The organism is Streptomyces sp. TAA040 (genome assembly GCF_000424845.1).
In genome coordinates this window covers 169,603-193,425 of record NZ_AUKR01000001.1, presented here as the reverse complement: position 1 = coordinate 193,425, position 23,823 = coordinate 169,603, and the positions used below count along the sequence as shown (strand labels likewise).

Below are 23,823 nucleotides of genomic sequence, written 5' to 3'. Positions count from 1 at the left end.
CCCAAGCCTGCCATCAGCGGCCGACAAACAACAGCCGCGCTCCCCCGGGGGGCTCAGCGGGCGGCGCGCTTCAGCGGCACGGCGGGGTCGGCGGCGAGCGCCGGGTCGAGCACCGCGCCGCGCTGGACGAGCCGGCGGCCCTGTGCGAGGTCGCGCGGCCGGCCGACGGCGAGCAGCGCGTTCAGCATCCCGTCGCGCAGCCAGCAGACCGACCAGGAGGCGCCCGACGGGTCCCCGCGCCACAACAGCTCGTCGTCCGCCCGGCAGTGCCCGGCGAACTGGACGAACCGGCCGAACTGCTCGGACCAGAAGTACGGCACCGGGTCGTACGCCTGCGCTCCGCCGCCCACCGCCTGCACTGCGGTGACCCCCAGCACCGCGGTCGCGGCCACCCGGGGGGCCTGGAGCGCGTTGTCCCAGTGCTGCACGAGCAGCCGCTCGCCGTAGCGGGCGGACGGGAAGGAAGCGCAGTCGCCCACCGCGTGCACCACCGGGTCGGAGCTGCGCAGCCACGCGTCGGCGTGCACCGCCCCGTCCGCGTCGAGCCGCAGCCCGGAGTCGCGCAGCCAGTCGGTCGCCGGCCGGGCGCCGATGCCCACGACGACGGCGGCGGCGGGCAGCTCCGTGCCGTCGGCGAGCCGCACCGCGCCGGGCCGCACCCCCGCGACGGCGGACCCGGTCCGCAGCTCGGCGCCGCTCTCCTCGTACCAGCGGCGCATGTGCCCGGAGATCTCCGCCGGCAGCGTGCCGGCCAGCGGCCGGGGGGCCGCCTCCACGACGGTCACCGGGCAGCCGGCTTCCCGGGCCGCGGTGGTGAACTCCGCCCCGATCCAGCCCGCGCCGACGACGACCACCGGCCGCTGCGCGGTGAGCACCGGGCGCAGCGCGGCGGCGTCGTCCAGGGTGCGCAGCAGGTGGACACCGGGCACGCCCTCGGAACCGGGCAACCCCAGGGGCCGCGCACCGGTGGCGAGGATCAGCCGGTCGTAGGGCAGTCCTCCCGCGTCGGTCTCGACGAGGCGTTCGGCCGGGCGCAGGGCCGTGGCCCGCCTGCCGAGCAGCAGTTCGATGCCGAGAGCCTCGAAGTCGACCTCGAAGGCAGAGCTCTCGGTCTTCCCGCTGAGCACCGCCTTGGAGAGCGGCGGACGGTCGTAGGGACGGTGCGGTTCCTCGCCGACCAGGGTGACCGCGCCGGGCCACCCCTGCTCCCTGAGCTGGACGGCGCTCTGCACTCCGGCCATGCCTGCGCCGACGATCACGACGCGCTGCCGGCGCTGTTCGCTGGGTGGGATCACCCGAGCACTCTAGACCCGGACTTCGCGCGTCGTTGATTCGTATGGTGTGACCGGTTTGAGCGTGTCCCGGACCAGTGGTCCGGTGTTGGGTGGAGTGTGTCGAAGTCTTCCCGATTCCCGCGGCCACGTTCCCAGCGTCAGCGTTTCGAAGGAGCGGTGACGTCCGTGGTGGAAAAACGTCTGGGCGCTCTGCCTGTCGTTTCCGCGTTCACTCGTCGGCTGGATCTGGCCGGGATCGTCGACGCGGTCTGCCCTGGCGGAGCCAGGGCTCTGGTCACGCACGGGCAGGTGGTCGAGGCGCTGGTCGCCAACCGGCTGACCGCGCCCGCACCGCTGGTGCGAGGGGGGACTGGGCCCGGATCTGGGCGGTGGAAGAGGTCTTCGGAATCGACGCCGGCCTACTCAAGGACGACCGGCTCGCTCGGGCGCTGGACGCGGTCGCCCCGCACCTGGAGCACATTGCCGGGACGGTCGGAGCCAGGGCGATCGCCGAGTTCGGCATCGACGTGTCCCGCCTGCATTGGGACATGACCAGCATGTCCGTCCACGGGGACTACCCGGCCGAAGGCCAGGACGAGGACTTCCCGATCATCAGCTACGGGCACCCCAAGGACCGGCGGGTGGACCTGCGACTTCCTGCTGGTCGCCGACTCCAAGCTCGTGTGCCATGCCAACGTCTGCGCTGCTGGTGGCCGGGGTGCACTTCGTTGCCCCGGTGCCCGCCGCGCAGATCAAGGACGAGGTCTATGCCGCTCTGAGTCTGGAAGGGGGCACGGTGGTGGACTGGGTGCCCGAGCGGGACGCGGACAAGCCGGCCGAGCGGCGTGAGAAGTACCGGGTGCTGGAGGACACTCACACCCTGAAGGGTGCCAGGAAGAGCGATCCCCGAACTCACCGTCCGCCGGCTCCTGGTCCACTCCACCGCGAACGCCGCAGGCCAGCAGGCCGCCCGGGCCAAGCGCCTGGCCAAGGCCACCGAGGAGATGAACAAGCTTGTCGCCTCGGCCGGCGGACGGCACTACAAGAGCACCGAGAAGATCATCACCCGCATCGGTGTGATCACGGCCAAGCGCCGGGTCACCTCCTGCCTGCGTTCCACCGTCACCGGGGACGACAGGGGCATCCCCTCACTGACCCGGCACTTCGACCAGAGAGTTCTGGACGCGGAGGCCCCCGTCGACGGCTGGTACGCACTGCTGACCACTCTGCCCGCCGAGCAGGCAGACCCGGCCCAGGTCCTGATCCACTACAAAGGGGCAGGGTGCGGTCGAACGCTGCTACCACGACTTCACAGGCCCCCTGGCAGTCGCACCGGTCTTCGTCCAGCACAACCGGCACGTCGCGGCCCTGATCCAGGTCATCTGCCTGGCCCTGCTGGTGTTCTGCCTCATCGAGCGGCAGGTCAGACGGGCCCTGGGCCCCGAGCAGACCACGACCGGGCTCTACCCCGACAACCGCCGGGTCCGCCTCACCGGCGCATGATCTTCTACCATCTCGCCGAACTCACCCTGCGGATCGGCCACATCACCGATCCACCAACCATCCAGATCACCCGTGGCGTTCAACTCCACCTCCTCGAGACCGACATCGGACAAACCCGCTGGCCACAGACCTGAAACGACGACTCGCGGAGTCCGGATCTAGAGGCTCCACCTCGTGTCCCGGTGTGCCCGTGCCGGGGCGCGGGAGCCGTCCGCCGCGGGAGCGGGCCGCCGGGGGCGTCCTCCCCGTTCCACGCGGCGCGCAGTAGGCTGGCACCGCACGACGCACTCACGGGAGTCCGGCGCCACCGGGCTGAGAGGGAGGCTGGAGCGGCCTCCGACCGTCGAACCTGATCCGGGTCATGCCGGCGAAGGGAGGAGCTGGAACCCATGCACGTGGTGATCGTCGGCGGCGGGCCGATCGGCCTGGTGACCGCCTGGCGGGCCCGGCAGCGCGGGATGCGGGTCACCGTACTGGACCCGGACCCCGGGAGCGGTGCGGCCCGGGTGGCGGCGGGGATGCTGGCCGCGGTCAGCGAACTGCACCACGGCGAGGAGGCGCTGCTCGACCTCAACCTCGCCTCAGCCGGCCGCTACCCAGACTTCACCCGGGAACTCGACGAGGCGGGCGGCGGCGGGGTCGGCTACCGCGCCTGCGGCACGCTGGCCGCCGCCCTGGACGCCGACGACCGGGCCCGGTTGCGCGAACTGCACGCACTCCAGCAGCGCTGCGGTCTCGACTCACAGTGGCTCAACGGCCGGGAGTGCCGCCGGCTGGAGCCGATGCTGGCCCCCGGTGTCCGCGGTGGACTGCGGGTGGACGGCGACCACCAGGTCGATCCGCGGCTGCTCTCCGCGGCCCTGCGCGCGGTGTGCGAGCGGTCCGGTGTGCGGCTGCGCCCCGAGCGGGCGGCCCGGCTGCTGGTCCGCGCGGACCGCGCGACCGGGGTGGCCGCGGAGGGCGGCGAGGAGCTGCCCTCCGACGCGGTGGTGCTGGCCGCGGGCAGTGACAGCGGCCTGCTGGACGGCGTTCCGCCGGACGCCGTGCCGCCGGTGCGACCGGTGAAGGGCCAGGTGCTGCGGCTGCGGATGACCTCGGCCACCGGTCCCCTGCTGTCGCGCACGGTCCGCGCCGTGGTGCGTGGCGGCCAGGTCTACCTCGTGCCGCGGGCCGACGGAGAGCTGGTGGTGGGGGCCACCAGCGAGGAACTCGGCTGGGACACGACGGTGACGGCCGGCGGCGTTTACGAACTGTTGCGGGACGCCCACGAGCTGGTGCCCGGCATCACCGAACTGCCGCTGGTGGAGACGCGGGCGGGTCTTCGTCCCGGCTCACCCGACAACGCACCGCTGCTCGGGCCGACGGCACTGCCCGGCCTCCAACTGGCCACCGGGCACCACCGCAACGGTGTGCTCCTCACCCCGCTCACCGGCGAGGTGCTCGCCGAGTCGCTGGAGACCGGTGAACTGCCCCCGTACGCACGACCCTTCTCACCGCTGCGTTTCCAACCCGCACCCAGGGAGCTGCCGGTATGCGCATCACGGTGAACGGCGAGGTCCGCACCGAACCGGAGGGACTGCGCCTCGACACGCTGGTGACCGTGCTGACCCGGGCCCCGAGCGGGGTCGCCGTCGCCGTCAACGAGGCCGTGGTGCCCCGCGGACAGTGGGCCCGGGCCGTGCTCGGCGACGGCGACCGCGTCGAAGTCCTCACCGCCGTCCAGGGAGGCTGAACGCCCGATGACCGAGTCGTCCGCACCCGAAACCGCACCCGAGGGGACCGAGGACCCGCTGCTCCTGGGCGGGATGCGGTTCGGCTCCCGCCTGGTCATGGGCACCGGCGGGGCACCGAGCCAGGACGTTCTGGAGCGCTCGCTCCGGGCCTCCGGGACGGAGCTGACCACCGTCGCGATGCGGCGGCTCGACCCGTCGGTCGGCGGTTCGGTGCTGTCCGTGCTGGAGCGGCTGGGCATCCGTGTGCTGCCGAACACCGCGGGCTGCTACACCGCGGGCGAGGCGGTGCTCACCGCCCGGCTCGCCCGGGAGGCGCTGGGCACCGACCTCGTGAAGCTGGAGGTCATCGCCGACGAACGGACCCTGCTGCCGGATCCGGTGGAGCTGCTGGACGCCGCCGAGACCCTGGTGGACGACGGCTTCACGGTGCTGCCCTACACCAACGACGACCCGGTACTGGCCCGGAAGCTGGAGGACGTCGGCTGCGCGGCGGTGATGCCGCTGGGCTCGCCGATCGGCTCCGGGCTGGGCATTCGCAATCCGCACAACTTCGCACTGATCACCGAGCGGGCCGGGGTGCCGGTCGTCCTGGACGCCGGTGCGGGCACCGCGTCGGACGTGGCGCAGGCGATGGAGCTGGGGTGCGCCGCGGTGATGCTCGCCTCTGCGGTGACCCGGGCCCAGCAGCCCGCTCTGATGGCGGAGGCGATGCGCCACGCGGTACGGGCCGGGCGGCTGGCGTTCCGGGCCGGCCGGATCCCGCGCCGGCACTTCGCCCGGGCGTCCTCGCCGGTGGAGGGCCGGGCCGGCTTCGACCTCGAGCGGCCGGCCTTCGGAGACTGACGGCCCGGCCCCTACGGCCCCGGCGGGCTTCCCGCAGCTGGCGGCGGGGCGCCGGTGCGCCGCGGGAGGGACGTGTCGCGCGCCGGACGCGGTCCTGTCACCGTTCCGCTGCATTCGGTGCAGGCGACGCGCCTCGGCTGCGGCGCGGGGGCGGGCGGCTCGTAGACTTCCGTACTGTGGACGCAGCCCTGCAGGACCCGTTGATCGGGCACGTGCTGGACGGCCGGTACCGCGTGGACGCGCGGATCGCGGTCGGCGGCATGGCCACGGTCTACCGGGCCCTGGACACCCGGCTGGACCGGGTGCTCGCGGTGAAGGTGATGCACCACGCGCTCGCCGGGGACCCCCGTTTCGTGGACCGGTTCATCCGGGAGGCGAAGTCGGCGGCCGGGCTGGCCCACCCCAACATCGTCGGCGTCCACGACCAGGGCACCGACGGCGTCTGCGTCTACCTGGCCATGGAGTACGTGGCCGGCTGCACGCTGCGCGACGTGCTGGCCGAGCGGGGCGCCCTGCGGCCGCGGGCCGCCCTCGACGTCCTGGAACCGGTGCTCGCCGCCCTCGGCGCGGCCCACCGCGCCCAGTTGGTGCACCGGGACGTGAAGCCGGAGAACGTGCTGATCGGTGACGACGGCAGGGTCAAGGTGGCCGACTTCGGCCTGGTGCGGGCGGTGGACGCGCAGACGTCCGCGTCCGGGACCGATCTCATGGGCACGGTGTCCTACCTGGCACCGGAGCAGATCGAGCACGGCCACGCCGGCACCACCGCGGACATCTACGCCTGCGGCGTGATGCTCTACGAGATGCTCACCGGCGGCAAACCCCACACCGGGACGACCGCCGCGCAGATCCTGCACCAGCACCTGACCCGCCCCGTACCCGCGCCGTCCCTGGCCTCCCCGGGGGTCGCGGAGGCGCTGGACGGGCTGGTCGCGGCCAGCACCGCCAGGGACCCGGAACAGCGCCCCTCCGACGCGGCCGCGATGCTCCGGCTGGTGCGCGACGTCCGTGCGGGGCTGAGCCCCGAGCAGCTCGACGCGGTGCCCCCGCGGTCCGCCGGCGACGACGGCACTCCCGGAGCGGCCGGCTCACCCACCACGGTGCTCACGGACACCACGGCGGTGCTGCCGGACGGCCGCACCGCAGCCACCACCGCCTCCGACGAGGAGGCGCCCCGGGGGGCGCCTCCTCGTCGGAGCGGCCGGCGGACCGCGGACCGCTCCCGGCGCCCGGTGCCGGCCCTGCTCGGCGCGGTGCTGGCGGTGCTCGGGCTGGTGGCGGGGGTCTGGTACATCAACTCCGGCCAGTTCACCGAGACGCCGGGCGTCCTGCGCATGCCGGTGGCCGAGGCGCGGCAGGCCATGGCGGACGCCGGGCTGGGGGTCGAGGAGGAGCACAAGTACAGCGGCACCGTGCCCCACGGACGGGTGATCGGCTCCGACCCGGGGCCGGGCGAGCGCGTCCGGCAGAACGCCTCCGTCACCCTCACCGTCTCCCGCGGCCCCGAGGTGGTGAAGGTGCCGGACCTGGCGGGCATCCCCCTCGCGGACGCGCGCGAGCAGCTCGAAGATGCCGACCTGAGCCCGGCCACCGTCAGCCGCGAGTTCAGCAACTCGGTGCCGCAGGGCTCGGTCGTCCGGACCGACCCGGCGGCGGGCAGCGAGAAGCGGCCCGGTGGTGCCGTCTCCCTCGTGGTCTCCAAGGGCGAGCAACTGGAGGTACCGGACGTCGCCGGTCTCGGTGCGGACGCGGCCGGCGAGACACTGCGCGAGGCCGGGTTCCAGGTGCGCACCGCGCCGGAGCGGGCGCACTCCCCGCAGGACGAGGGAACCGTGGCCGAGCAGTCCCCGGAGGCCGGGGCCACGGGGGCGAAGGACGACAGAGTGACGGTGACCCTCTCCAAGGGCCCGGAGACCGTCGACGTCCCCGACGTGGTGGGGCAGAGCGAGGACGAGGCCGTGCGGACGCTGGAGGACGCCGGCTTCCGGGTGAAGGTGCGCAAGGTCTTCTTCACCGGCGAGGTCTTCAACCAGTCCGTGGACGGCGGCGAGCCCGCGGAGAAGGGCACCACGATCACCGTCTGGGTACGCTGAGCCGCCCGCCCCGTACCGCCCACCCCCTTGACCGCGAGTGCGAATGCAACTCCGTACCGTGGTGGAAACCCGGGGCCGCTGTGATCCCGGGCATAGGACGCAGCTCACCCACTACCCGACCTAGTGGGCGCCTCACCTGCGACGACCGGCGACTTGCCCGGTTCGGACCACTCTCGGGCCGCCCCCGCCGACGAGCCGGCGTAGTACGTCACATTGTTGCCCGGTGAATTTCCTACCGCTAAGACTTTCTTTCGTCGCACCGTGTCGCCGATCCCACGGCGCACGCCACCGCCCGACCGACGGGCGACTCCCCCGACGGAAGAGGACGACCGCAGCATGCCCGCATTCAGGATTCCGAACCGGCTCCGCACCGTGCCGGCAGCCCAGCGGCTCTCGGTACTGGGCATCAGTGCCGCCGCCGGGGCCGCGACCCTGGCGCTGAGCCTGGCCCCGGGCGCCGACACGGACGGGAGCCGTACCGTGGCGGCGGACTCGGCAGCCAGCAGCGTGCTCGCCGACGAGCCCGCCAAGGGCTCGGGGGCGACCAGCCAGGACCGCGCCGTGCACCAGTGGGCCGCGGACGAGGTCCGGCGCGCCGCCGACGCCGACAAGCGCACCGGGCAGGACGAGAAGGCCGCGAAGGACGAGGAGCGGCAGGCGGGCCGCGAGGCCGCCGCCGGACGCGGGGGGAGCACTCAGGCGAAGGCCTCGCGCTCGAACGACCGCACGGCACGGAGCGTGGCCGCACCGAGCTACGCGAACAACCTCGACGGCTGGATCCGCCAGTCGCTGGCGATCATGAAGTCGCACGGCATACCGGGAAGCTACGACGGTATCCACCGCAACATCATCCGGGAGTCGGGCGGCGACCCGCAGGCCCTCAACGGCTGGGACATCAACGCGCAGAACGGCACCCCGTCCATCGGGCTGCTCCAGGTGATCCAGCCCACCTTCGACGCGTACCACGTCTCCGGCACCGCGCGGAGCCTGTACGACCCGGTGGCCAACATCGTCGCCGCCTGCAACTACGCCGCCGACCGCTACGGCTCGATCGACAACGTCGACGGAGCCTACTGAGCGGGCCGTCGGACCGGGCCTGGCATCCTGTACCCGGTGAGCACCCGCACCCCCTCCTCCGTCCCGCGGCGCGACGCGCCTCCCCGGCCGCCCGGCCGGACCCGCAACCCGATCGGCGGCCACGTCCCCGTCGCCGGCGGACTGGCGGCCACCGGCCTGCCGTACGCCCGCCGCATCGGCGCGGAGGTGGTCCAGGTCTTCGTGGCCAACCCGCGCGGCTGGGCGACCAACCCCGGCGACCCCCGCCAGGACGAGGCCTTCCGCGCGGGCTGCGCCGAGGAGGGGCTCACGGTCCACGTCCACGCCCCGTACCTGATCAACCCCGGCTCGCACACCCCTGCGACCGTGGAACGGTCGGTGGACTCGCTGCGGCACTCGCTGCGCCGGGGCCGGGAGATCGGTGCCGACGGCGTGGTGGTGCACACCGGCTCCGCCACCGGCGGACGGGACCGGACCACCGCACTCGCCCAGGTGCGGGAGCGGCTGCTGCCGCTGGTCACGGAGCTGACCGACGCGGCGGACCCGTGGCTGCTGCTGGAGCCGACCGCGGGCCAGGGCGCCTCGCTGTGCTCCCTCGTCTCGGAGCTGGGCCCCTACCTCGACGCCCTGGAGCACCATCCGCGGGTCGGTGTCTGCCTGGACACCTGCCACGCCTTCGCCGCCGGCCACGACATGGCCGCACCCGGCGGCATGAAGCTGCTGCTGGACGAGCTGGTGGATGTGGCCGGACCGGGCCGGTTGCGGCTCGTGCACGGCAACGATTCCCGGGACGTCTGCGGCGCTCGCAAGGACCGGCACGCCAACATCGGCAGCGGGGAACTCGGCGCCGAGCCGTTCCGCGACCTGTTCACCCATCCGGCCACGGACGGGGTGCCGCTGGTCATCGAGACGCCCGGAGGTCCGGAGGGCCACGGGCAGGATGTCGCCCGGCTCAAGGAGCTGCGCGCGGAAGCGGCCGCCGGGACGGCCTGACGCCGCGGCGCCGACGCCCGCCGGGCGTCCCGGACGCCGCACGCCGGTGCTTCTGCCCGATGCTCACCACTCCGGGCCGTCGCCCGGCTCCTCCTGGTACGCGTAGCGCTGCTCCCGCCAGGGGTCGCCGATGTTGTGGTAGCCGCGCTCCTCCCAGAAGCCGCGGCGGTCGGCGACCATGTATTCCACCCCGCGGACCCACTTGGGGCCCTTCCAGGCGTACAGGTGCGGCACCACGAGCCGCAGCGGGAATCCGTGCTCGGCGGTGAGCAGCTCGCCGGCCCGGTGGGTGGCGAACAGGGTGCGCTCGGCGAGGAAGTCGGACAACCGCAGGTTGGAGCTGAAGCCGTACTCGGCCCAGACCATCACATGGGTGACCTCGGGGGCGGGCGGCGCGAGTTCCAGGACCCGGGCGGCCGTCACCCCGCCCCACTCGACGCCCCGCATGCTGAACTTGGTGACGCAGTGCAGGTCGCCGGTGACGGTCTCGTAGGGGAGGGCGGTGAACTCCTCGTGGTTCCAGCAGTGCTTCTCACCGTCCGCGGTGGCACCGAAGACCCGGAACTCCCATCGCTCCGGCTTGAAGCGCGGCACCGGCCCGTAGTGGGTGACCGGCCAACCCCGCTGGTTCCGCTGGCCCGGCGGCAGTTCCGCCCGTTCGCCTGCGCGGCTCTCCGGATGACCCATCCCCCCATGGTGACAGACCGGGCGCCCCGGTCCGGACGGCACCCCGCCCGACCTGCGATATCGGGGCAATTTCGGTAAGCCTGCACTTACTGGACGTGATCGCGCGGTCAGTGCGAGGATCGGCCGCAACCGACCCCCTCACGCCTGGAAGGAGTCGCCGCCATGCAGGGCGATCCCGAGGTCATCGAATTCCTCAACGAGCAGCTCACCGCGGAGCTGACCGCGATCAACCAGTACTTCCTGCACGCCAAGATGCAGGAGAACTTCGGCTGGACCAAGCTCGCCAAGTACACCCGCGCCGAGTCGTTCGACGAGATGAAGCATGCCGAGGTGCTCACGGACCGCATCCTCTTCCTGGACGGACTGCCCAACTACCAGCGGCTGTTCCACGTCCGGGTGGGGCAGACCCTCACCGAGATGTTCCAGGCGGACCGGCAGGTCGAGGTCGAGGCGATCGACCGGCTCCGGCGCGGCATCGAGGTGATGCGGGCCAAGAGCGACATCACCTCGGCCAACATCTTCGAGTCGATCCTCGCCGACGAGGAGCACCACATCGACTACCTGGACACCCAACTCGAACTGGTGGAGAAGCTCGGCGAGGCGCTCTACATCGCCCAGTTGCTGGAGCAGCCCGACGGCGCCTGAACGCCCCCGGACGAGCGCGGGGGCCGCGCCGCACGGCAGGGCGCTAACCGGTCCGGCGTGCACAACCGGTTCCTCGCGCCACGCGGCCCGTATTCCGGCCCCGCGGCCGTTCCGAGGCCGAGGCGCACTCCCGGGCCGGGCGCTCGCGGCCCCCGACGGGCTCGGGCTCAGGCCGCCTCGACGGCCGGATCCGGCACCTCACCGGTCGGCGAGGACACCCCGGCGGCGAGCGGCTCGCGCCGCGGGCAGCCCCCCCGGCCGAGCAGCCCCTGGATCCGGCGGACGCACGAACCGCAGTCCGTGCCGGCCTTGCTGGCGGAGGCTATCTGGCGCGGCGTGCAGGCACCGGCCGACGCGTGCTCCCTGACCTGCTGCTCGGTGATACCGAAGCAGGAGCAGATGTACACGCGAACCACCTCCGGACGACCCCTCTGGTGAGGTTAACCTAACCTTACCCGCGCCCCGCTGTCCAGAAAAGCGCGGAAGGGGCGGATCACCGTGATCGCACCCCTCCGCTCCCGGCTCGCGCCCGCCGGGCGGCTCTCACTGGTCCCGGTACATCTCCGCGACCAGGAAGGCCAGGTCGAGCGACTGGCTGCGGTTGAGCCGCGGGTCGCAGGCCGTCTCGTAGCGCTGGTGCAGATCGTCGACGAAGATCTCGTCGCCGCCGCCCACGCACTCCGTGACGTCGTCCCCGGTCAGCTCCACGTGGATGCCGCCCGGGTGCGTACCCAGTGCCTTGTGCACCTCGAAGAAGCCCTTGACCTCGTCGAGCACGTCGTCGAAGCGCCGGGTCTTGTGCCCGGAGGCCGCCTCGAAGGTGTTGCCGTGCATCGGGTCGCAGACCCAGGCCACCCGTGCGCCGGACGCCGTCACCTTCTCCACCAGGGTGGGCAGCTTCTCACGGACCTTGTCCGCGCCCATCCGGGTGATGAAGGTGAGCCGGCCCGGCTCGCGGTCGGGGTCGAGCCGGTCGATGAGGGTGAGCGCGTCCTCCGGCGTCGTGTCCGGGCCGAGCTTCACCCCGATCGGGTTGCGGATACGCGAGGCGAACTCGATGTGCGCGCCGTCGAGCTGCCGGGTCCGTTCGCCGATCCACACCATGTGCCCGGAGACGTCGTAGAGCTCGCCGCTGCGCGAGTCGGTGCGGGTGAGCGCGCCCTCGTAGTCCAGCAGCAGCGCCTCGTGCGAGGCGAAGAACTCGACCGTCTTGAACTCCTCCGGGTCCACCCCGCAGGCGTTCATGAAGTTCATCGCCCGGTCGATCTCCCTGGCCAGGGCCTCGTACCGCTGCCCGGAGGGCGAGTTCCGCACGAAGTCCTGGTTCCAGGCGTGCACCTGCCGCAGGTCGGCGTAGCCGCCGGTGGTGAAGGCGCGCACAAGGTTCAGCGTCGAGGCGGACGCCTGGTACATCCGCTTGAGCCGCTGCGGGTCCGGCGTCCGGGCCTCCTCGGTGAAGGCGAACCCGTTCACCGAGTCGCCCCGGTAGGTGGGCAGGGTCACCCCGTCCCTGGTCTCGGTCGGCTTCGACCGGGGCTTGCTGTACTGCCCGGCGATCCGGCCGACCTTCACCACCGGCACCGAACCGGCGTAGGTAAGGACCGCGCCCATCTGGAGCAGCGTCTTGAGCTTGTCGCGGATGTGCTCCGCGGAGACGCCGTCGAAGGCCTCCGCGCAGTCGCCGCCCTGGAGCAGGAACGCCTCGCCGCGGGCGACCGCGCCGAGCTGCTCCTTGAGGTGGTCGCACTCCCCGGCGAAGACGAGCGGCGGATAGGACGCGAGCTCGGCGATCACGTCGCGCAGAGCCGTCGAGTCCGGGTATTCGGGCTGCTGCGCCGCGGGCAGGTCTCGCCAGGTGCGGGCACCGGCGTCGGTATTGGCGTTCACGGTCACACCGCAAGGTTACGGGGTGGACGGGACCGGCCCGGGCGCTGACCGGCAGATGAGACGGACCGTCCACCCCCGCGCCCCGGGTCGGGCGCGCCGGGCGCGGTGACGGCGGCCGCAGCCCGCACCGGCTGGTGTAGGGTCCGGCTCATGTTCGCGCTCACCGACACCCGTGCCTGGTGGTGGCCCGCCTCTCCGGCGGCCCGCTGACCGCGCGTTTCGGTGAAACGACGCGAACGGCCGCCCCTGGGGCGGCCTTTTTCGTTTCCGCGGGCCGCTCCGTCTCGTCACTCGATCCGGAAGGCCGACCCGTGCCGATCGACCGCCTGCTGTCCCACGACTGCCCGCCCTTCGCCCTCCTGCGCAGACGCACGCCCGGCCGCTCCCCCGACGTGGTGGAGGTGCTGATCGGCCCGACCTCGGAAGTGGAGCGACTCGCCGAGCTGCCGGACGCCGAGCTGGGCGCACTCGCCCTGGTGCCCTTCCGGCAGATCCGGGAACGCGGCTTCGAGGCCACCGACGACGGCACCCCGCTGACCGTCCTGGTACCCACCGAGCGCCACGAGCTGGACCTGGCGGAGGTCCTCTCAGCACTGCCCGCGCACCCGGTCCGGGTCCGCGACGGCGCCTTCGACGTCGACGACGCGGCCTACGCCGAGACGGTGCGCCGGGTGGTGGCCGACGAGATCGGTGCGGGCGAGGGCGCCAACTTCGTCGTGCGCCGCGACTTCCGCGGCGTGATCGACGGCTACGGGCCGGCCGACGCGCTCGCCCTGTTCGGCCGGCTCCTCACCCAGGAGCGCGGCGCGTACTGGACCTTCGTGGTGCACACCGGCGCGCGCACCCTGGTCGGCGCCGGCCCCGAGGTGCACGTGAGGATGACAGGCGGGACGGTGGTGATGAATCCCATCAGCGGCACCTACCGGTACCCGCCCGAGGGGCCGAGCCCGGAGGGGCTGCTGGACTTCCTCGCGGACCGCAAGGAGTCCGAGGAGCTGTCGATGGTGGTCGACGAGGAGCTCAAGATGATGTGCACCGTCGGCGACCGGGGCGGGGTCGTCGTCGGCCCCCGGCTGCGCGAGATGTCCCACCTGGCGCACACCGAGTACGAACTGCGCGGCCGGAGCACCCTGGACGTGCGCGAGGTGCTGCGGGAGACGATGTTCGCGGCGACCGTGACGGGCAGCCCGGTGGAGAACGCCTGCCGGGTGATCCGGCGGTACGAGCCCACCGGACGCGGCTACTACGCCGGCGCGCTGGCCCTCCTCGGCCGGGACGCCGGCGGGGCCCGGACGCTGGACTCCCCGATCCTCATCCGCACCGCCGACATCGACGCAGCCGACGGCAGTCTGCGCGTGCCCGTCGGAGCCACCCTGGTCCGCGGTTCGGACCCGGCCGCCGAGGTCGCCGAGACGCACGCGAAGGCCGCCGGTGTGCTGAACGCCCTGGGGGTCCTGCCCGGTGGTGGAGGCCGGGAGCCGGACAGTCCCGGCCCGGCGCCGGGCGACGACCCGCGAGTGCGGGCGGCACTGGCAGCCCGGCGCGCGGACCTCGCCCCCTTCTGGCTGCGGATGCAGGACCCCGGTGGGCATGACGGCGGCGGGCCGGGCAGTGTGCCCGGCCCGGAGGGGGACGGGGCAGCGCCGGACCGTGCCGAGATCCTGGTGGTGGACGCCGAGGACACCTTCACCGCGATGCTGGCGCACCTGCTGCGCTCCACCGGCGCCGCGGTCACCGTGCTCCACCACGACGAGCCCGGCCTGCGCGAGGTGGCGCTCGGCCACCGGGGCCCGGTGGTGCTGGGCCCCGGGCCCGGCAACCCGGGCGACACGGATGATCCGCGGCTGGTGCGGCTGAGCGCGCTCGCCGCCGCGCTGCTGCGCGGGCACCGCGACGGGCTGCTCGGGGTGTGCCTGGGCCACGAGCTGCTCGCCGCCGAGCTGGGACTCGACCTCGTCCGCAGGGATCTGCCGTACCAGGGCGCCCAGGAGGAGATCGACTTCTTCGGCCGACCGGAGCGCGTCGGCTTCTACAACTCGTGGACCGCTCGCTGCGACCGGGACACCGAGCGCGAACTCGCCGCACACCGGGTGGAGCTGAGCTTGGAACCGGTCAGCGGGGAGGTGCACGCGCTGCGCGGGCCGGGCTTCGCCGGGGTGCAGTTCCACCCGGAGTCGGTGCTCACCCGCAACGGCCCGGGAATCGTCGCCGACCTGCTGGCCGCGGTGGCCGTCGGCTGAGCGCGGACCGTCCCCGCCGCGGCTCCCGTGGCGGGGACGGAGGCCGCACGGGCCGGGGACGGCGTCAGGGCGCGGGGGCGAGCGGCTTGCCCGGGGCGACGAGGACGTTCTCCCCGACCCGGCCGGCCAGGTAGTCCTCCACGTTGTCGACGGTGGTGCCGACGATCTCCCGCACCGCGTCCTCGGTGTAGTAGGCCTGGTGGGAGGTGACGAGTACGTTGCCGAACGTCATCAGCCGGGCGAGGGTGTCGTCGGCGATCACCTCCAGCGACCTGTCGAAGTGGAAGAGGCCCGCCTCCGCCTCGTAGACGTCCAGTCCCACGCCCGTGAGACGGCCCGCCTTCAACTGCTCGACCAGCGCTTCGGCGTCGACCAGCCCGCCCCGGCTGGAGTTCACCAGGACGGCGTCGTCCCGCATCGTCCGGAGCGCCTCGGCGCCGATGAGGTGGTGGGTGGCGGCGACCAGCGGGACGTGCAGGCTGACCAGGTCGGCGGTGGCCAGCAGTTCGGGCAGCTCGGTGTAGCGCATGCCCAACTCGCGGCAGGCGGGGTTCTCGGCGGCGTCCCACCCCAGCAGTCGCATGCCGAATCCGTGGGCGATGCGGGTGAAGGCCTCACCGATCTTGCCCGTCCCGATGACGCCGACGGTGCGTCCGTGCAGGTCGCGGCCCAGCAGGCCGTCCAGCCTGAAGTCGAAGTCGCGGGTCCGGCGGGCGGACCGCACGATGCGGCGGTTGACCGCCATCGCCAGGGTCCAGGCGAACTCGGCCACCGAATAGGGGGAGTAGTGGGACACCCGGGCGACTGTGAGGCCCAGCGCCTCCGCGGCGGCCAGGTCGATGTTGTTGAAGCCGGTCGCCCGCTGCGCGATCAACCGCGTGCCGCCCCCGGCGAGGACGCGCAGCACGGCGGCGTCCAGGACGGCGTTCACGCTGACGCTCACGACCTCGTGCCCGGCCGCGATCGGCGCGGTGTCCCGGTTCATGAACACGTCGAGGCAGCGCACCCGGTGCCGTTCCGCGAAGGCCGCCTCGATCAGCGGTCGTTCGTCCGCCTGCACGCCGAATGCCAGGATCTCCATGGACTGCATCCTAGGGGCGCCGACCGCGGGAGGGCGCCGACGCGAGCGCCGGTCAGCCGAAGAAGACCTCGTTCTCCGCGTAGCGGGAGGCGTCGACCGTCCTCACTCCGTCGACGGCCTCGGCCAGCGGCACCCGCACCACCTCGTTGCCCCGGAGCGCGACCATCGTGCCCCAGGCTCCGGCGTGCGCGGCGTCCACTGCGTGCAGGCCGAAGCGGGTGGCCAGCATCCGGTCGTACGGACTGGGGGTGCCCCCGCGCTGGATGTGGCCGAGGACGGTGGTACGGGCCTCGTGACCGGTGCGCTGCTCCACCTCGTTCCCCAGCCATTCGCCGATCCCGGACAGGCCGGTCAGGTCCACACCGCCCTCGGCGGGGAGGGCGCTGTCGGCGACCACGACGATCGGCGAGTAGCTGGCGCGGAAGCGGGACTCCACCCACTCGCAGACCCGGTCGAGTGCGAAGGGATGCTCGGGGATCAGTACGCAGTTGGCGCCGCCGGCCAAACCGGCGTGCACCGCGATCCAGCCGCTGCTGCGGCCCATCACCTCGACCACCAGCACCCGCTTGTGCGACTCGGCGGTGGTGTGCAGCCGGTCGATCGCCTCGGTGGCGACGTTGACGGCCGTGTCGAACCCCACGGTGGTGTCGGTGCCGCAGATGTCGTTGTCGATGGTCTTCGGCACGCCGATGCACGGCACCCCGTGCTCCGACGAGAGAGTGGCCGCGGCGGTGAGGGTGTTGATGCCGCCGATCACGAGGAGCGCGTCCACCCGGTGGCGGGCCAGCGTGCGCTTGATCCGCTCGGGTCCCTCCGGGCCGGAGAGCAGGTCGGTCCTGGAGGAGCCGAGGATGGTGCCGCCGCGCGGCAGGGTTCCCCGCACCGCCGGGATGTCCAGTTCCACCGTGTCGTCGTCGAGGACGCCGCGCCAGCCGTCGCGGAAGCCGATGAAGTCGTCGCCGTGGTCCTGCACGCCCTTGCGGACCACCGCCCGGATGACCGCGTTCAGTCCCGGGCAGTCGCTTCCGCCGGTGAGCACTCCGAGCCGCATGCCGTCTCCCTGATCAGTGGCGGGTCCTCCGGATCACCCGACACGTTACGTCAGCCGGGCTCACGCGTCGTCCAGCCCGCGTTCCATGGCGTAGCGCACCAACTCCACCCGGTTGTGGAGCTGAAGCTTCCCGAGGGTGTTCTGGACGTGGTTCTGCACCGTGCGGTGCGAGATGACCAGCCGCTCGGCGATCTGCTTGTACGAGAGCCCCTTGGCCACCAGGCGCAGCACCTCCGTCTCCCGCTCCGTCAGGTGGGGAGCGGCGCCGCCGGAGCCGCGGCGCGGCGGCTCGCCGGCCAGCCGCCGGTACTCCCCCAGCACCAGCCCGGCCAGTCCGGGGGTGAACACCGCGTCACCGGCAGCGGTCCGGTGGACCGCTGCCACCAGCTCCTCGGTGCTCGCGGACTTGACGAGGTAGCCGGTGGCGCCGGACTTCACCGCCTCCAGCACGTCGGCGTGCTCGCCGCTCGCCGAGAGGACCAGCACCCGCAGCGCGGAGCCTTCGCCCACCAGCCGCTTGCACACCTCGACACCGGGGATGTCCGGCAGGTTGAGGTCGAGGACGAGGACGTCGGGGCCCGCGGCGGCGGCGCGGCGCACCGCCTGCCGGCCGTCGCCGGCCGTCGCCACCACCTGGAACCCGGCCGCCGCGAGGTCGCGCGCGACGGCGTCCCGCCACATCGGATGGTCGTCCACGACCATCACCTTGGGGGCCGGTGCTCCGGCCTCGCTCGGGGTCCGTGTCTCAGCCATGTCTGGGCACTCTCAGTTCGACTTCCGTGCCCTGGCCGGGCACCGACAGCAGGCGGGCGCTGCCGCCCACCTCTTCCAACCGGCCGCGGATGGACAGCGAGACGCCCATCCGCCCCTCCGCCTCGGCCTGCGCCAACCGGTGCTCGGGGATGCCCGGCCCGTCGTCGCGCACCGTCACCAGCACCCCGTCCGGTTCGTCCTCCAGCAGCACCCAGGCGGCGGCCGACTCGCCCGCGTGCCGGCGTACGTTGTCCAGAGCGGCGGCGGCCGCGGCGGCCACCGCCCGGGCGGTCCCGACCGGCAGCGGCACCGGGGCACCGGGCCCGGAGACGGTGACCCGGGGGCCGGCCTGCGACGCGAGCAGGGTGCGCAGGTCCACCGGCCCGGGGCCGACCGGCGCGGGCACCCGTCCGCCGAGGTGCCGCCCCGCCTCCCCAGGGACCGCGTCGGCCGCCGCCGGAACGGCCCGGTGGTCCTCCTCGGCCGCCGGGGAGCCGGCGACCAGGGTCCGCAGCGCGCGCTCCTGCTCGCCGGCCAGCCGTCCCAGCTCGGCGGCGTCCCCGCCCAGCGCCGTGCCGCGGCGCTGGACCATGGCGAGCACCTGGAGCACCCCGTCGTGGATGTCCCGGGCGAGCCGCTCACGTTCCCGGGTGGCGGCCTCGATCCGCAGCGCCTCGGCCAGGGCGCGTTCACTGGCCCGTGCGACCTCCACGACGTACCCGATGGCGATGCTGGCGACCGTCACCAGCAGGACGTTGTGCACGGTGTCGCTGGAGACAGCGCTCTGCTCGACGACGTTGGCCGCGCCGACCAGCAGCGAACCGGCGGCGGCCCACCGCCAGCCGCCCTTGATCGCGAAGGCGAGCACCGACCCCGCGACCCAGATGGACGGCAGCGTCGGGCCGACCCGGTCCCCGGGGTCGGCGAGCGGGCTGAGCAGGACGCCCGTCAGCGCCAGGGCCATGTCGGCGGCCAGGAAGCGCTTGCCGCACCGCTGCGCGGAGGAGACCTGCCGCAGCGTGGCGAAGGTCCACAGGCCCAGCACGGACAGATAACCCACGCCCGGCAGCGGCCGGGCGTAGTCGTCGGCGTGGTAGCCGAAGAGGGCCACCGCGTAGGCCAGGGTCAGCAGCCGGTACCCGGCGAGCGCCCGCCACAGCGGCTGCTCCACGGACATCCGCTGCGGTGCTCTCTCGGTCATCTCTGCTCCCCCCGGGTGCCGCGGACGCTACGCGGCGCTGTCGCCCGGACGGTCGCCGCCGTGGCGGCCGTCCGCTCCGGCGGCCCGGCCCGCGGCGGCCCGCCGCTCGGCCTCGTCGGCCAGCTTCCGCTTGGCGGCCGTCGCGTAGATGTCGACGTACTCCTGGCCGGACAGGTTCATGATCTCGTACATGACCTCGTCGGTCAGCGAGCGCTGAATGAAGCGGTCGCCCTCCATGCCGTGGTAGCGGCTGAAGTCCAGCGGGGCGCCGATCCGGATGCCCGGCCGCATCAGGGTGGGCACCACCTTGCCGGGCGGCTGGATCTTCTCGGTGTCGATCATCGCGACCGGGACGACCGGGGCCCCGCTGGCCAGCGCGATCCTGGCGAGACCGCCCGGCTTCCCGCGGTACAGGCGGCCGTCCGGCGACCGGGTGCCCTCGGGGTAGATGCCGAACAGCTCACCGCGGTCGAGCACCTCCATGCCCGCGCGGATCGCGGCCTGGGCCGCGCCGCGGGCGCCCGAGCGGTCCACCGGCAGCTGCCCGGCTCCCTTGAAGAAGGCAGCCGTCAACCTGCCCTTGACTCCGGGAGAGGTGAAGTACTCGGCCTTCGCGACGAAGGTGACCTTGCGGTCCAGTACGGCGGGCAGGAAGAAGGAGTCCGAGAACGAGAGGTGGTTGCTCGCGAGGATGGCCGGCCCCTCGGCGGGGATGTGCTCCGCACCCTCTACCCACGGCCGGAACGCGAGCCTCAGCGAACCTCCGACGGACAGCTTCATCGCCCCGTACAACACCGCGGACCTCCTGTCTCCGACGTGCAGAACCCTATCCCCCGGGAGGGGGCCGGCAGGTACGGCACCGGAAACGTGCGGTGGCCCGCCTCGGGGCGTATCGGACTACCGGGTGACGGTACGCCCGCGTAGGGTGGCAGCATCCCCCGTCCCCGCCCCGCCCCCTGTCTTCTCCCCGCCCGGCCCGACGGCACTCCTGCCGTCCCGCCGCCCGACCGCCCCGAACGGAGACCAACGGTGCCTCTGCTTCCCGGGTCCGAGCCGATGCAGCACGAAGGCTCCGAGATCGGCGTTCTGCTGTGCCACGGCTTCACCGGCACGCCCCAGTCCCTGCGTCCCTGGGCGGACCACCTCGTCGCCCGCGGGCTGACGGTGTCCGTGCCGCTTCTGCCCGGCCACGGCACCCGGTGGCAGGACATGCAGGTCACCGGATGGCAGGACTGGTACGCCGCGGTGGATCGCGAACTGAGGTGGCTGACCGAGCGGTGCAGCCAGGTCTTCGTGTGCGGGCTCTCGATGGGCGGCGCGCTGGCACTCCGTCTGGCGGCCAAACACGGTGACGCGGTGAGCGGGGTCGTGGTGGTCAACCCGGCCGCGACCTTCTCGCGGGCCCAGGGGCTCGCGGTGCCGGTGCTCCGCCACCTGCTCGCCTCCTCGAAGGGCGTGGTGAACGACATCGCGAAGGGAGACGGCGAAGAGGTCGGGTACGACCGGGTGCCACTGCACGCCGCGTACTCGCTGCGGAACTTCCTCCGGCTGGTGCGCGGCGAGCTGCCACGGGTCACCCAGCCGCTGCTCCTCCTGCACAGCCGGGTGGACCACGTCGTGCCGCCGAGCGACTCGGCAGTGGTGCTCGGCTCCGTCTCCTCCACCGACGTCACCGAGACCGTGCTGGAGCACAGCTACCACGTGGCGACCCTGGACAACGACGCGGAGCGGATCTTCGCGGACTCGTACGGATTCATCACCCGCCTGGCGACGAGGAAGAGTGTTCGTGACGGAACGTGAGCATGGACGCGGGGAAGGACGCGAGCCGCTCGACGAGGAGGCCGCGTGGGCGCAGATCGTGGCCGGGTACGGTGAGGAGCCGTCGGACCCGGCCGCCGGTCCGCCCGGGGACGGCTCCGGTGAGCGGAGCGCCGAGGGCGCCGAGGGCGCCGAGGAGGACGGTCCCGCCCGTGCCGGTGACGGTCCCGAGGACGGCGAGGACCCCGGCGGGACGACACTGGTCGACGACGGACCGGGCGGGGCCGTCTCCTTGCGCAAGGAGGGCGACGGCGAGGACGAGGACGACCCGGACGGCACCGCCGAGGGCCCGGACGGGCCGGGCGGCGACCCCAGCATGCGGACGTTGACGGTGTACGCCGCCGGCGCCGGTCCCCGGGACTGGCGGGCCGCTCAGGGGCCCTCGGAGGACGACCACTTCGTCCCGCCGGAACCGCCGCCGCTACCCACCCCGGGGCCGGTGACCAAGTGGGCCTGGATCGCCGTGCTCGGCGGGCCGGCGCTGCTCTTCGGGTCCCTGCTTTTCCAGGTGGAGATGACCTGGTGGATCACCACACTGGGAGTCGGCGGATTCCTCGGCGGATTCGGCACCCTGGTTGCCAGGATGCGGGACGGCCGGGACGACGACGACTTCGAGGACCCGGGCCGGGGAGCGGTGGTCTGACCGTGCGGGCATCCGACCGCGGAAGTTCGTTGCCGGGTCCGGGCAATGCGCCGGGGTCCCTCCGCGGTGCACGCTGGGGGCGACCGCACGACGACCGGACGCCCGGGGGACCACCATGCTGTACCTGCTGCTGCTCTTCGCCTCCATCGCCCTGCTGACCGGCTGGCGGATCGTTCCCCCGCACCAGCGGGACGCCGCACGGTCCGCGGACCCACGAACCGCCCGGCGTCCCGCCGCGGGGCCGGAGCGCCGCGCGTCCGGCGCTCCGGGCCGGTGCCACCGGCGGACGGCGGGCCGGGGGCCGCGGCGGGACAGCGCCGCACCGGACCCGTGGCGCACGAGCGGCGGTTCCGGAGCGCGCTCAGCCGCTGCTGAGGCGGTCCGGCGGGACGCGCAGGGCCGCCAGCACCGGCAGATGGTCGGTGGCCGCGACGAGGTCCGCGTCCGACACTCCTGGGAGACCGACCGGCACCCCGCAGCCGAGCACCTCCAGCGCCGGCCCGGCGAGCACCGCGTCGATGCGCTGGTGCGGGCGGCGCGACTCCGAGGTGTGCTCACCGCCCCACGGCGCCACCGCCCATCCGTCCTGGAACTGGCCCGCGAGACGTCGGAAGGCCGGTCCCCCCGGGCGTTCGTTCAGGTCCCCCGCGACGACCGCGGCCGAGGGGGCGGTGACGGCGGGCAGATTGAGCAGCATCCACGCCTGCCGCAGCCGTTCCTCTCGTTGCAGACTGAGGTGGCAACTGACCACGCCGAGCGGCGCCGAGGAGCCGAACCGCAGCACCGCGGTGGCGAAACCCCGGCGGTGCAGCCCGGGCGTCCACGGCAGCAGTACGTCCCGGGTCCGCAGCACCCCGGCGTCGGGGGCGGCCATGATCAGGGTGCCGTTGCCGGTCGCCCCGCCGGTGACGTGTACCAGGCCGGTCCGGCGGGCCAAGCGCTCGGCGTGCCGACGCCAGCCGAAGAACCGGGGTGCCTCCTGCACGCACACCGCGTCCGGGGCGCAGGCCCTGATCACCCGGGCGAGGGCGGGCACGTCGTCGCGCATGGAGCGGATGTTGTAACCGAGCAGGCGGACCACCGCCGAGCCGTCGTTCCTGGTGCCGGACGCGGGCAGGTCCGCGAGGGTCGTCATGCCCTCAGGCTACGGGCCGCCCGGCACGTGGGCAGACACGCGCGGGCACGCCGCTCCATGCGGCACCCGCCCGGAACGGCGGGACGACGGGGCGGGCCGGTAGGCGCGTGGGAGGAGACGGTCGGCCGCGGGGACGGCCGATCAGCCCTGGGGGCGGCTGATCGGCCTGCCGTCGCTCGTGTCCGCAACGCTCCGCCGGATCGCGCGGTCAGCCCTGCCGGATCGCGCGGTCAGCCCTGCCGGGCAAGGTCTGCCGCTCCCACCAGGCCGGCCTTGCTGCCCAACTGGGCCGCCAGCACCTGGGCCTGGGGGCGCCAGTGGCCGCCGACCAGCCAGCGCCGGTAGGACTTGCGGATCGGTTCCAGCACCAGCTCGCCTTCGTCCGAGACGCCGCCGCCGACGATGAAGGCACTGGGGTCGAAGAGCGAGGCCAGGTCGGCCAGGCCGGCGCCCGCCCAACGGGCCAGCTCGCGGAAGGAGTCGACCGCGACCGGGTCGCCCTGCCGGGCCGCCTCGCTGACGTGCTTGCCGTGCACGCCCTCCGGAGTGCCGTCGCCCAGGCCGAGCAGGACCTCGGCGTTCTCCGGAGTGGCGGCCGCCCGCTGCCGCGCATAGCGCACCAGCGCGCTGCCGGACGCGTACTGCTCCCAGCAGCCCTGGTTGCCGCAGCCGCACAGCAGGCCGTCGGGCACCATCCGGATGTGTCCGAACTCGGCCGCCACTCCGAATCTGCCGCGGTGCAGCCGGCCGCCGATCACGATGCCGCCGCCGAGGCCGGTGCCCAGGGTGATGCAGACGACGTCGTCGTGGCCCTGGCCGGCGCCGAAGCGGTACTCGCCCCAGGCCGCCGCGTTCGCGTCGTTCTCGATCACGACCGGCAGCCCGATCCGCTGCTCCACCCGGTCCTTGAGCGGTTCGTGCCGCCAGCTCAGGTTGGGGGTGAAGAGCACGGTGGCCCGCTTGTCGTCCACATATCCGGGGGCACCGATGCCCACCGCGTCGACGGCGTACTCGGCGCTCGCCTCCCGGACCGCCTTCTCGATGCCGTCGACGACGCCCTCGGCGGTCTGCGGCGTGGGCACCCGGCTGGTCTCGAGGATGTTGCCGTCCTCGTCGACCACCCCGGCCGCCACCTTCGTACCGCCGATGTCGACACCAATGGTGAGTCCCATATGTCCCTCAGTTAT

Annotated in this window: 23 protein-coding genes, 1 pseudogene and 1 riboswitch; of the genes and pseudogenes, 13 read left to right on the top strand and 11 right to left on the bottom strand. The window is 73.4% G+C overall.

The genetic code is table 11. The annotated features are described in order from the left end of the window. Nucleotides 1-53: 53 nt before the first annotated feature. Entirely contained in the window at nucleotides 54-1,292 is a 1,239-nt protein-coding gene (locus tag H300_RS0100875) for an NAD(P)/FAD-dependent oxidoreductase (protein ID WP_486583463.1), read from the bottom strand. 99 nt (nucleotides 1,293-1,391) lie between these two features. Here H300_RS0100875 and H300_RS32045 point away from each other — a divergent pair. From H300_RS32045 to H300_RS0100825, 9 genes and pseudogenes are all read left to right on the top strand, one after another. Beyond that, a pseudogene (locus tag H300_RS32045) lies at nucleotides 1,392-1,556 on the top strand (hypothetical protein); the annotation flags it as partial. A 107-nt stretch (nucleotides 1,557-1,663) separates the two neighbouring features. Then, the gene (locus H300_RS32040) at nucleotides 1,664-2,053 is read left to right on the top strand and encodes a hypothetical protein (RefSeq protein ID WP_028425891.1); all 390 of its coding nucleotides are present in this window, start codon (nucleotides 1,664-1,666) and stop codon (nucleotides 2,051-2,053) included. A gap of 108 nt (nucleotides 2,054-2,161) precedes the next feature. Further along, the gene (locus H300_RS31340) at nucleotides 2,162-2,911 is read left to right on the top strand and encodes a hypothetical protein (RefSeq protein WP_158678301.1); all 750 of its coding nucleotides are present in this window, start codon (nucleotides 2,162-2,164) and stop codon (nucleotides 2,909-2,911) included. Between the two features lie 146 nt (nucleotides 2,912-3,057). Beyond that, nucleotides 3,058-3,171, top strand: a riboswitch (TPP riboswitch). After that, the gene (gene thiO / locus H300_RS0100850) at nucleotides 3,167-4,324 is read left to right on the top strand and encodes a glycine oxidase ThiO (RefSeq protein ID WP_037978788.1); all 1,158 of its coding nucleotides are present in this window, start codon (nucleotides 3,167-3,169) and stop codon (nucleotides 4,322-4,324) included. (Overlaps the previous riboswitch by 5 nt.) After that, entirely contained in the window at nucleotides 4,309-4,509 is a 201-nt protein-coding gene (thiS, locus tag H300_RS0100845) for a sulfur carrier protein ThiS (protein WP_028425888.1), read from the top strand. The genes thiO and thiS overlap by 16 nt, the downstream gene beginning before the upstream one ends. A 7-nt stretch (nucleotides 4,510-4,516) precedes the next feature. After that, nucleotides 4,517-5,353: a thiazole synthase gene (locus H300_RS0100840; protein WP_051269249.1), complete on the top strand. Its 837-nt coding sequence runs from the start codon at nucleotides 4,517-4,519 to the stop codon at nucleotides 5,351-5,353. A gap of 176 nt (nucleotides 5,354-5,529) precedes the next feature. Next, the gene (pknB, locus tag H300_RS0100835; RefSeq protein ID WP_028425886.1) at nucleotides 5,530-7,446 is read left to right on the top strand and encodes a Stk1 family PASTA domain-containing Ser/Thr kinase; all 1,917 of its coding nucleotides are present in this window, start codon (nucleotides 5,530-5,532) and stop codon (nucleotides 7,444-7,446) included. A 336-nt stretch (nucleotides 7,447-7,782) separates the two neighbouring features. After that, nucleotides 7,783-8,523, top strand: coding sequence for a transglycosylase SLT domain-containing protein (locus H300_RS0100830; RefSeq protein WP_028425885.1), 741 nt, complete (start codon nucleotides 7,783-7,785; stop codon nucleotides 8,521-8,523). A 36-nt stretch (nucleotides 8,524-8,559) separates the two neighbouring features. Continuing rightward, the gene (locus H300_RS0100825) at nucleotides 8,560-9,495 is read left to right on the top strand and encodes a deoxyribonuclease IV (protein WP_078515613.1); all 936 of its coding nucleotides are present in this window, start codon (nucleotides 8,560-8,562) and stop codon (nucleotides 9,493-9,495) included. A gap of 63 nt (nucleotides 9,496-9,558) precedes the next feature. Here the strand turns inward: H300_RS0100825 and H300_RS0100820 are convergent, their stop codons facing one another. Next, nucleotides 9,559-10,182 (bottom strand): sulfite oxidase-like oxidoreductase, encoded by a 624-nt coding sequence (locus tag H300_RS0100820; protein WP_028425883.1) that lies wholly within the window; start codon nucleotides 10,180-10,182, stop codon nucleotides 9,559-9,561. Nucleotides 10,183-10,344: 162 nt separating this feature from the next. Between H300_RS0100820 and bfr the strand changes: the two genes are divergently transcribed. Then, the gene (bfr, locus tag H300_RS0100815; protein ID WP_028425882.1) at nucleotides 10,345-10,827 is read left to right on the top strand and encodes a bacterioferritin; all 483 of its coding nucleotides are present in this window, start codon (nucleotides 10,345-10,347) and stop codon (nucleotides 10,825-10,827) included. Between the two features lie 167 nt (nucleotides 10,828-10,994). Here the strand turns inward: bfr and H300_RS0100810 are convergent, their stop codons facing one another. Beyond that, nucleotides 10,995-11,234, bottom strand: coding sequence for a (2Fe-2S)-binding protein (locus H300_RS0100810; protein ID WP_028425881.1), 240 nt, complete (start codon nucleotides 11,232-11,234; stop codon nucleotides 10,995-10,997). Nucleotides 11,235-11,370: 136 nt separating this feature from the next. Next, nucleotides 11,371-12,720 (bottom strand): class II 3-deoxy-7-phosphoheptulonate synthase, encoded by a 1,350-nt coding sequence (locus H300_RS0100805; RefSeq protein ID WP_028425880.1) that lies wholly within the window; start codon nucleotides 12,718-12,720, stop codon nucleotides 11,371-11,373. Between the two features lie 305 nt (nucleotides 12,721-13,025). Between H300_RS0100805 and H300_RS0100800 the strand changes: the two genes are divergently transcribed. After that, nucleotides 13,026-14,954: an anthranilate synthase family protein gene (locus H300_RS0100800; RefSeq protein ID WP_028425879.1), complete on the top strand. Its 1,929-nt coding sequence runs from the start codon at nucleotides 13,026-13,028 to the stop codon at nucleotides 14,952-14,954. A 64-nt stretch (nucleotides 14,955-15,018) separates the two neighbouring features. Here H300_RS0100800 and H300_RS0100795 read toward each other — a convergent pair whose 3' ends face one another. Genes H300_RS0100795 through H300_RS0100775 form a run of 5 tightly spaced genes read right to left on the bottom strand, consistent with a single transcriptional unit; the run spans nucleotide 15,019 to nucleotide 19,820 of the window. Then, nucleotides 15,019-16,035 (bottom strand): 2-hydroxyacid dehydrogenase, encoded by a 1,017-nt coding sequence (locus tag H300_RS0100795; RefSeq protein ID WP_028425878.1) that lies wholly within the window; start codon nucleotides 16,033-16,035, stop codon nucleotides 15,019-15,021. Between the two features lie 52 nt (nucleotides 16,036-16,087). Next, complete coding sequence (locus H300_RS0100790; protein ID WP_028425877.1) at nucleotides 16,088-17,086, bottom strand: ATP-dependent 6-phosphofructokinase; 999 nt, start codon at nucleotides 17,084-17,086, stop codon at nucleotides 16,088-16,090. A 60-nt stretch (nucleotides 17,087-17,146) separates the two neighbouring features. After that, a complete protein-coding gene (locus H300_RS0100785) occupies nucleotides 17,147-17,839 on the bottom strand; it encodes a response regulator transcription factor (protein WP_028425876.1) in 693 nt (230 codons plus the stop codon). Beyond that, complete coding sequence (gene macS, locus H300_RS0100780) at nucleotides 17,832-19,040, bottom strand: MacS family sensor histidine kinase (RefSeq protein ID WP_028425875.1); 1,209 nt, start codon at nucleotides 19,038-19,040, stop codon at nucleotides 17,832-17,834. Before macS ends, H300_RS0100785 begins: the two co-directional genes overlap by 8 nt. Before the next feature lie 27 nt (nucleotides 19,041-19,067). Further along, nucleotides 19,068-19,820, bottom strand: coding sequence for a lysophospholipid acyltransferase family protein (locus H300_RS0100775; protein ID WP_037978786.1), 753 nt, complete (start codon nucleotides 19,818-19,820; stop codon nucleotides 19,068-19,070). A gap of 249 nt (nucleotides 19,821-20,069) precedes the next feature. Between H300_RS0100775 and H300_RS0100770 the strand changes: the two genes are divergently transcribed. After that, nucleotides 20,070-20,840: an alpha/beta fold hydrolase gene (locus H300_RS0100770; protein WP_028425873.1), complete on the top strand. Its 771-nt coding sequence runs from the start codon at nucleotides 20,070-20,072 to the stop codon at nucleotides 20,838-20,840. Next, nucleotides 20,827-21,501 (top strand): hypothetical protein, encoded by a 675-nt coding sequence (locus H300_RS0100765; RefSeq protein ID WP_028425872.1) that lies wholly within the window; start codon nucleotides 20,827-20,829, stop codon nucleotides 21,499-21,501. Before H300_RS0100770 ends, H300_RS0100765 begins: the two co-directional genes overlap by 14 nt. 361 nt (nucleotides 21,502-21,862) lie before the next feature. Here the strand turns inward: H300_RS0100765 and H300_RS0100760 are convergent, their stop codons facing one another. Both H300_RS0100760 and H300_RS0100755 read right to left on the bottom strand, forming a co-directional pair. Further along, entirely contained in the window at nucleotides 21,863-22,636 is a 774-nt protein-coding gene (locus H300_RS0100760; protein ID WP_028425871.1) for an endonuclease/exonuclease/phosphatase family protein, read from the bottom strand. Between the two features lie 230 nt (nucleotides 22,637-22,866). After that, entirely contained in the window at nucleotides 22,867-23,808 is a 942-nt protein-coding gene (locus H300_RS0100755; protein WP_028425870.1) for an ROK family glucokinase, read from the bottom strand. Between the last annotated feature and the right edge of the window lie 15 nt (nucleotides 23,809-23,823).

What these genes read in the sequence shown, in the direction of transcription:
- H300_RS0100830 (WP_028425885.1), top strand. Translation starts at nt 7,783, where the DNA reads ATGCCCGCATTCAGGATTCCGAACCGGCTCCGCACCGTGCCGGCAGCC.
- macS (WP_028425875.1), bottom strand. Translation starts at nt 19,040, where the DNA reads ATGACCGAGAGAGCACCGCAGCGGATGTCCGTGGAGCAGCCGCTGTGG.
- thiO (WP_037978788.1), top strand. Translation starts at nt 3,167, where the DNA reads ATGCACGTGGTGATCGTCGGCGGCGGGCCGATCGGCCTGGTGACCGCC.
- H300_RS0100795 (WP_028425878.1), bottom strand. Translation starts at nt 16,035, where the DNA reads ATGGAGATCCTGGCATTCGGCGTGCAGGCGGACGAACGACCGCTGATC.
- H300_RS0100840 (WP_051269249.1), top strand. Translation starts at nt 4,517, where the DNA reads ATGACCGAGTCGTCCGCACCCGAAACCGCACCCGAGGGGACCGAGGAC.
- H300_RS0100790 (WP_028425877.1), bottom strand. Translation starts at nt 17,086, where the DNA reads ATGCGGCTCGGAGTGCTCACCGGCGGAAGCGACTGCCCGGGACTGAAC.
- H300_RS0100755 (WP_028425870.1), bottom strand. Translation starts at nt 23,808, where the DNA reads ATGGGACTCACCATTGGTGTCGACATCGGCGGTACGAAGGTGGCGGCC.
- bfr (WP_028425882.1), top strand. Translation starts at nt 10,345, where the DNA reads ATGCAGGGCGATCCCGAGGTCATCGAATTCCTCAACGAGCAGCTCACC.
- H300_RS0100760 (WP_028425871.1), bottom strand. Translation starts at nt 22,636, where the DNA reads ATGACGACCCTCGCGGACCTGCCCGCGTCCGGCACCAGGAACGACGGC.
- thiS (WP_028425888.1), top strand. Translation starts at nt 4,309, where the DNA reads ATGCGCATCACGGTGAACGGCGAGGTCCGCACCGAACCGGAGGGACTG.
- H300_RS0100820 (WP_028425883.1), bottom strand. Translation starts at nt 10,182, where the DNA reads ATGGGTCATCCGGAGAGCCGCGCAGGCGAACGGGCGGAACTGCCGCCG.
- H300_RS0100775 (WP_037978786.1), bottom strand. Translation starts at nt 19,820, where the DNA reads ATGAAGCTGTCCGTCGGAGGTTCGCTGAGGCTCGCGTTCCGGCCGTGG.
- H300_RS0100785 (WP_028425876.1), bottom strand. Translation starts at nt 17,839, where the DNA reads ATGGCTGAGACACGGACCCCGAGCGAGGCCGGAGCACCGGCCCCCAAG.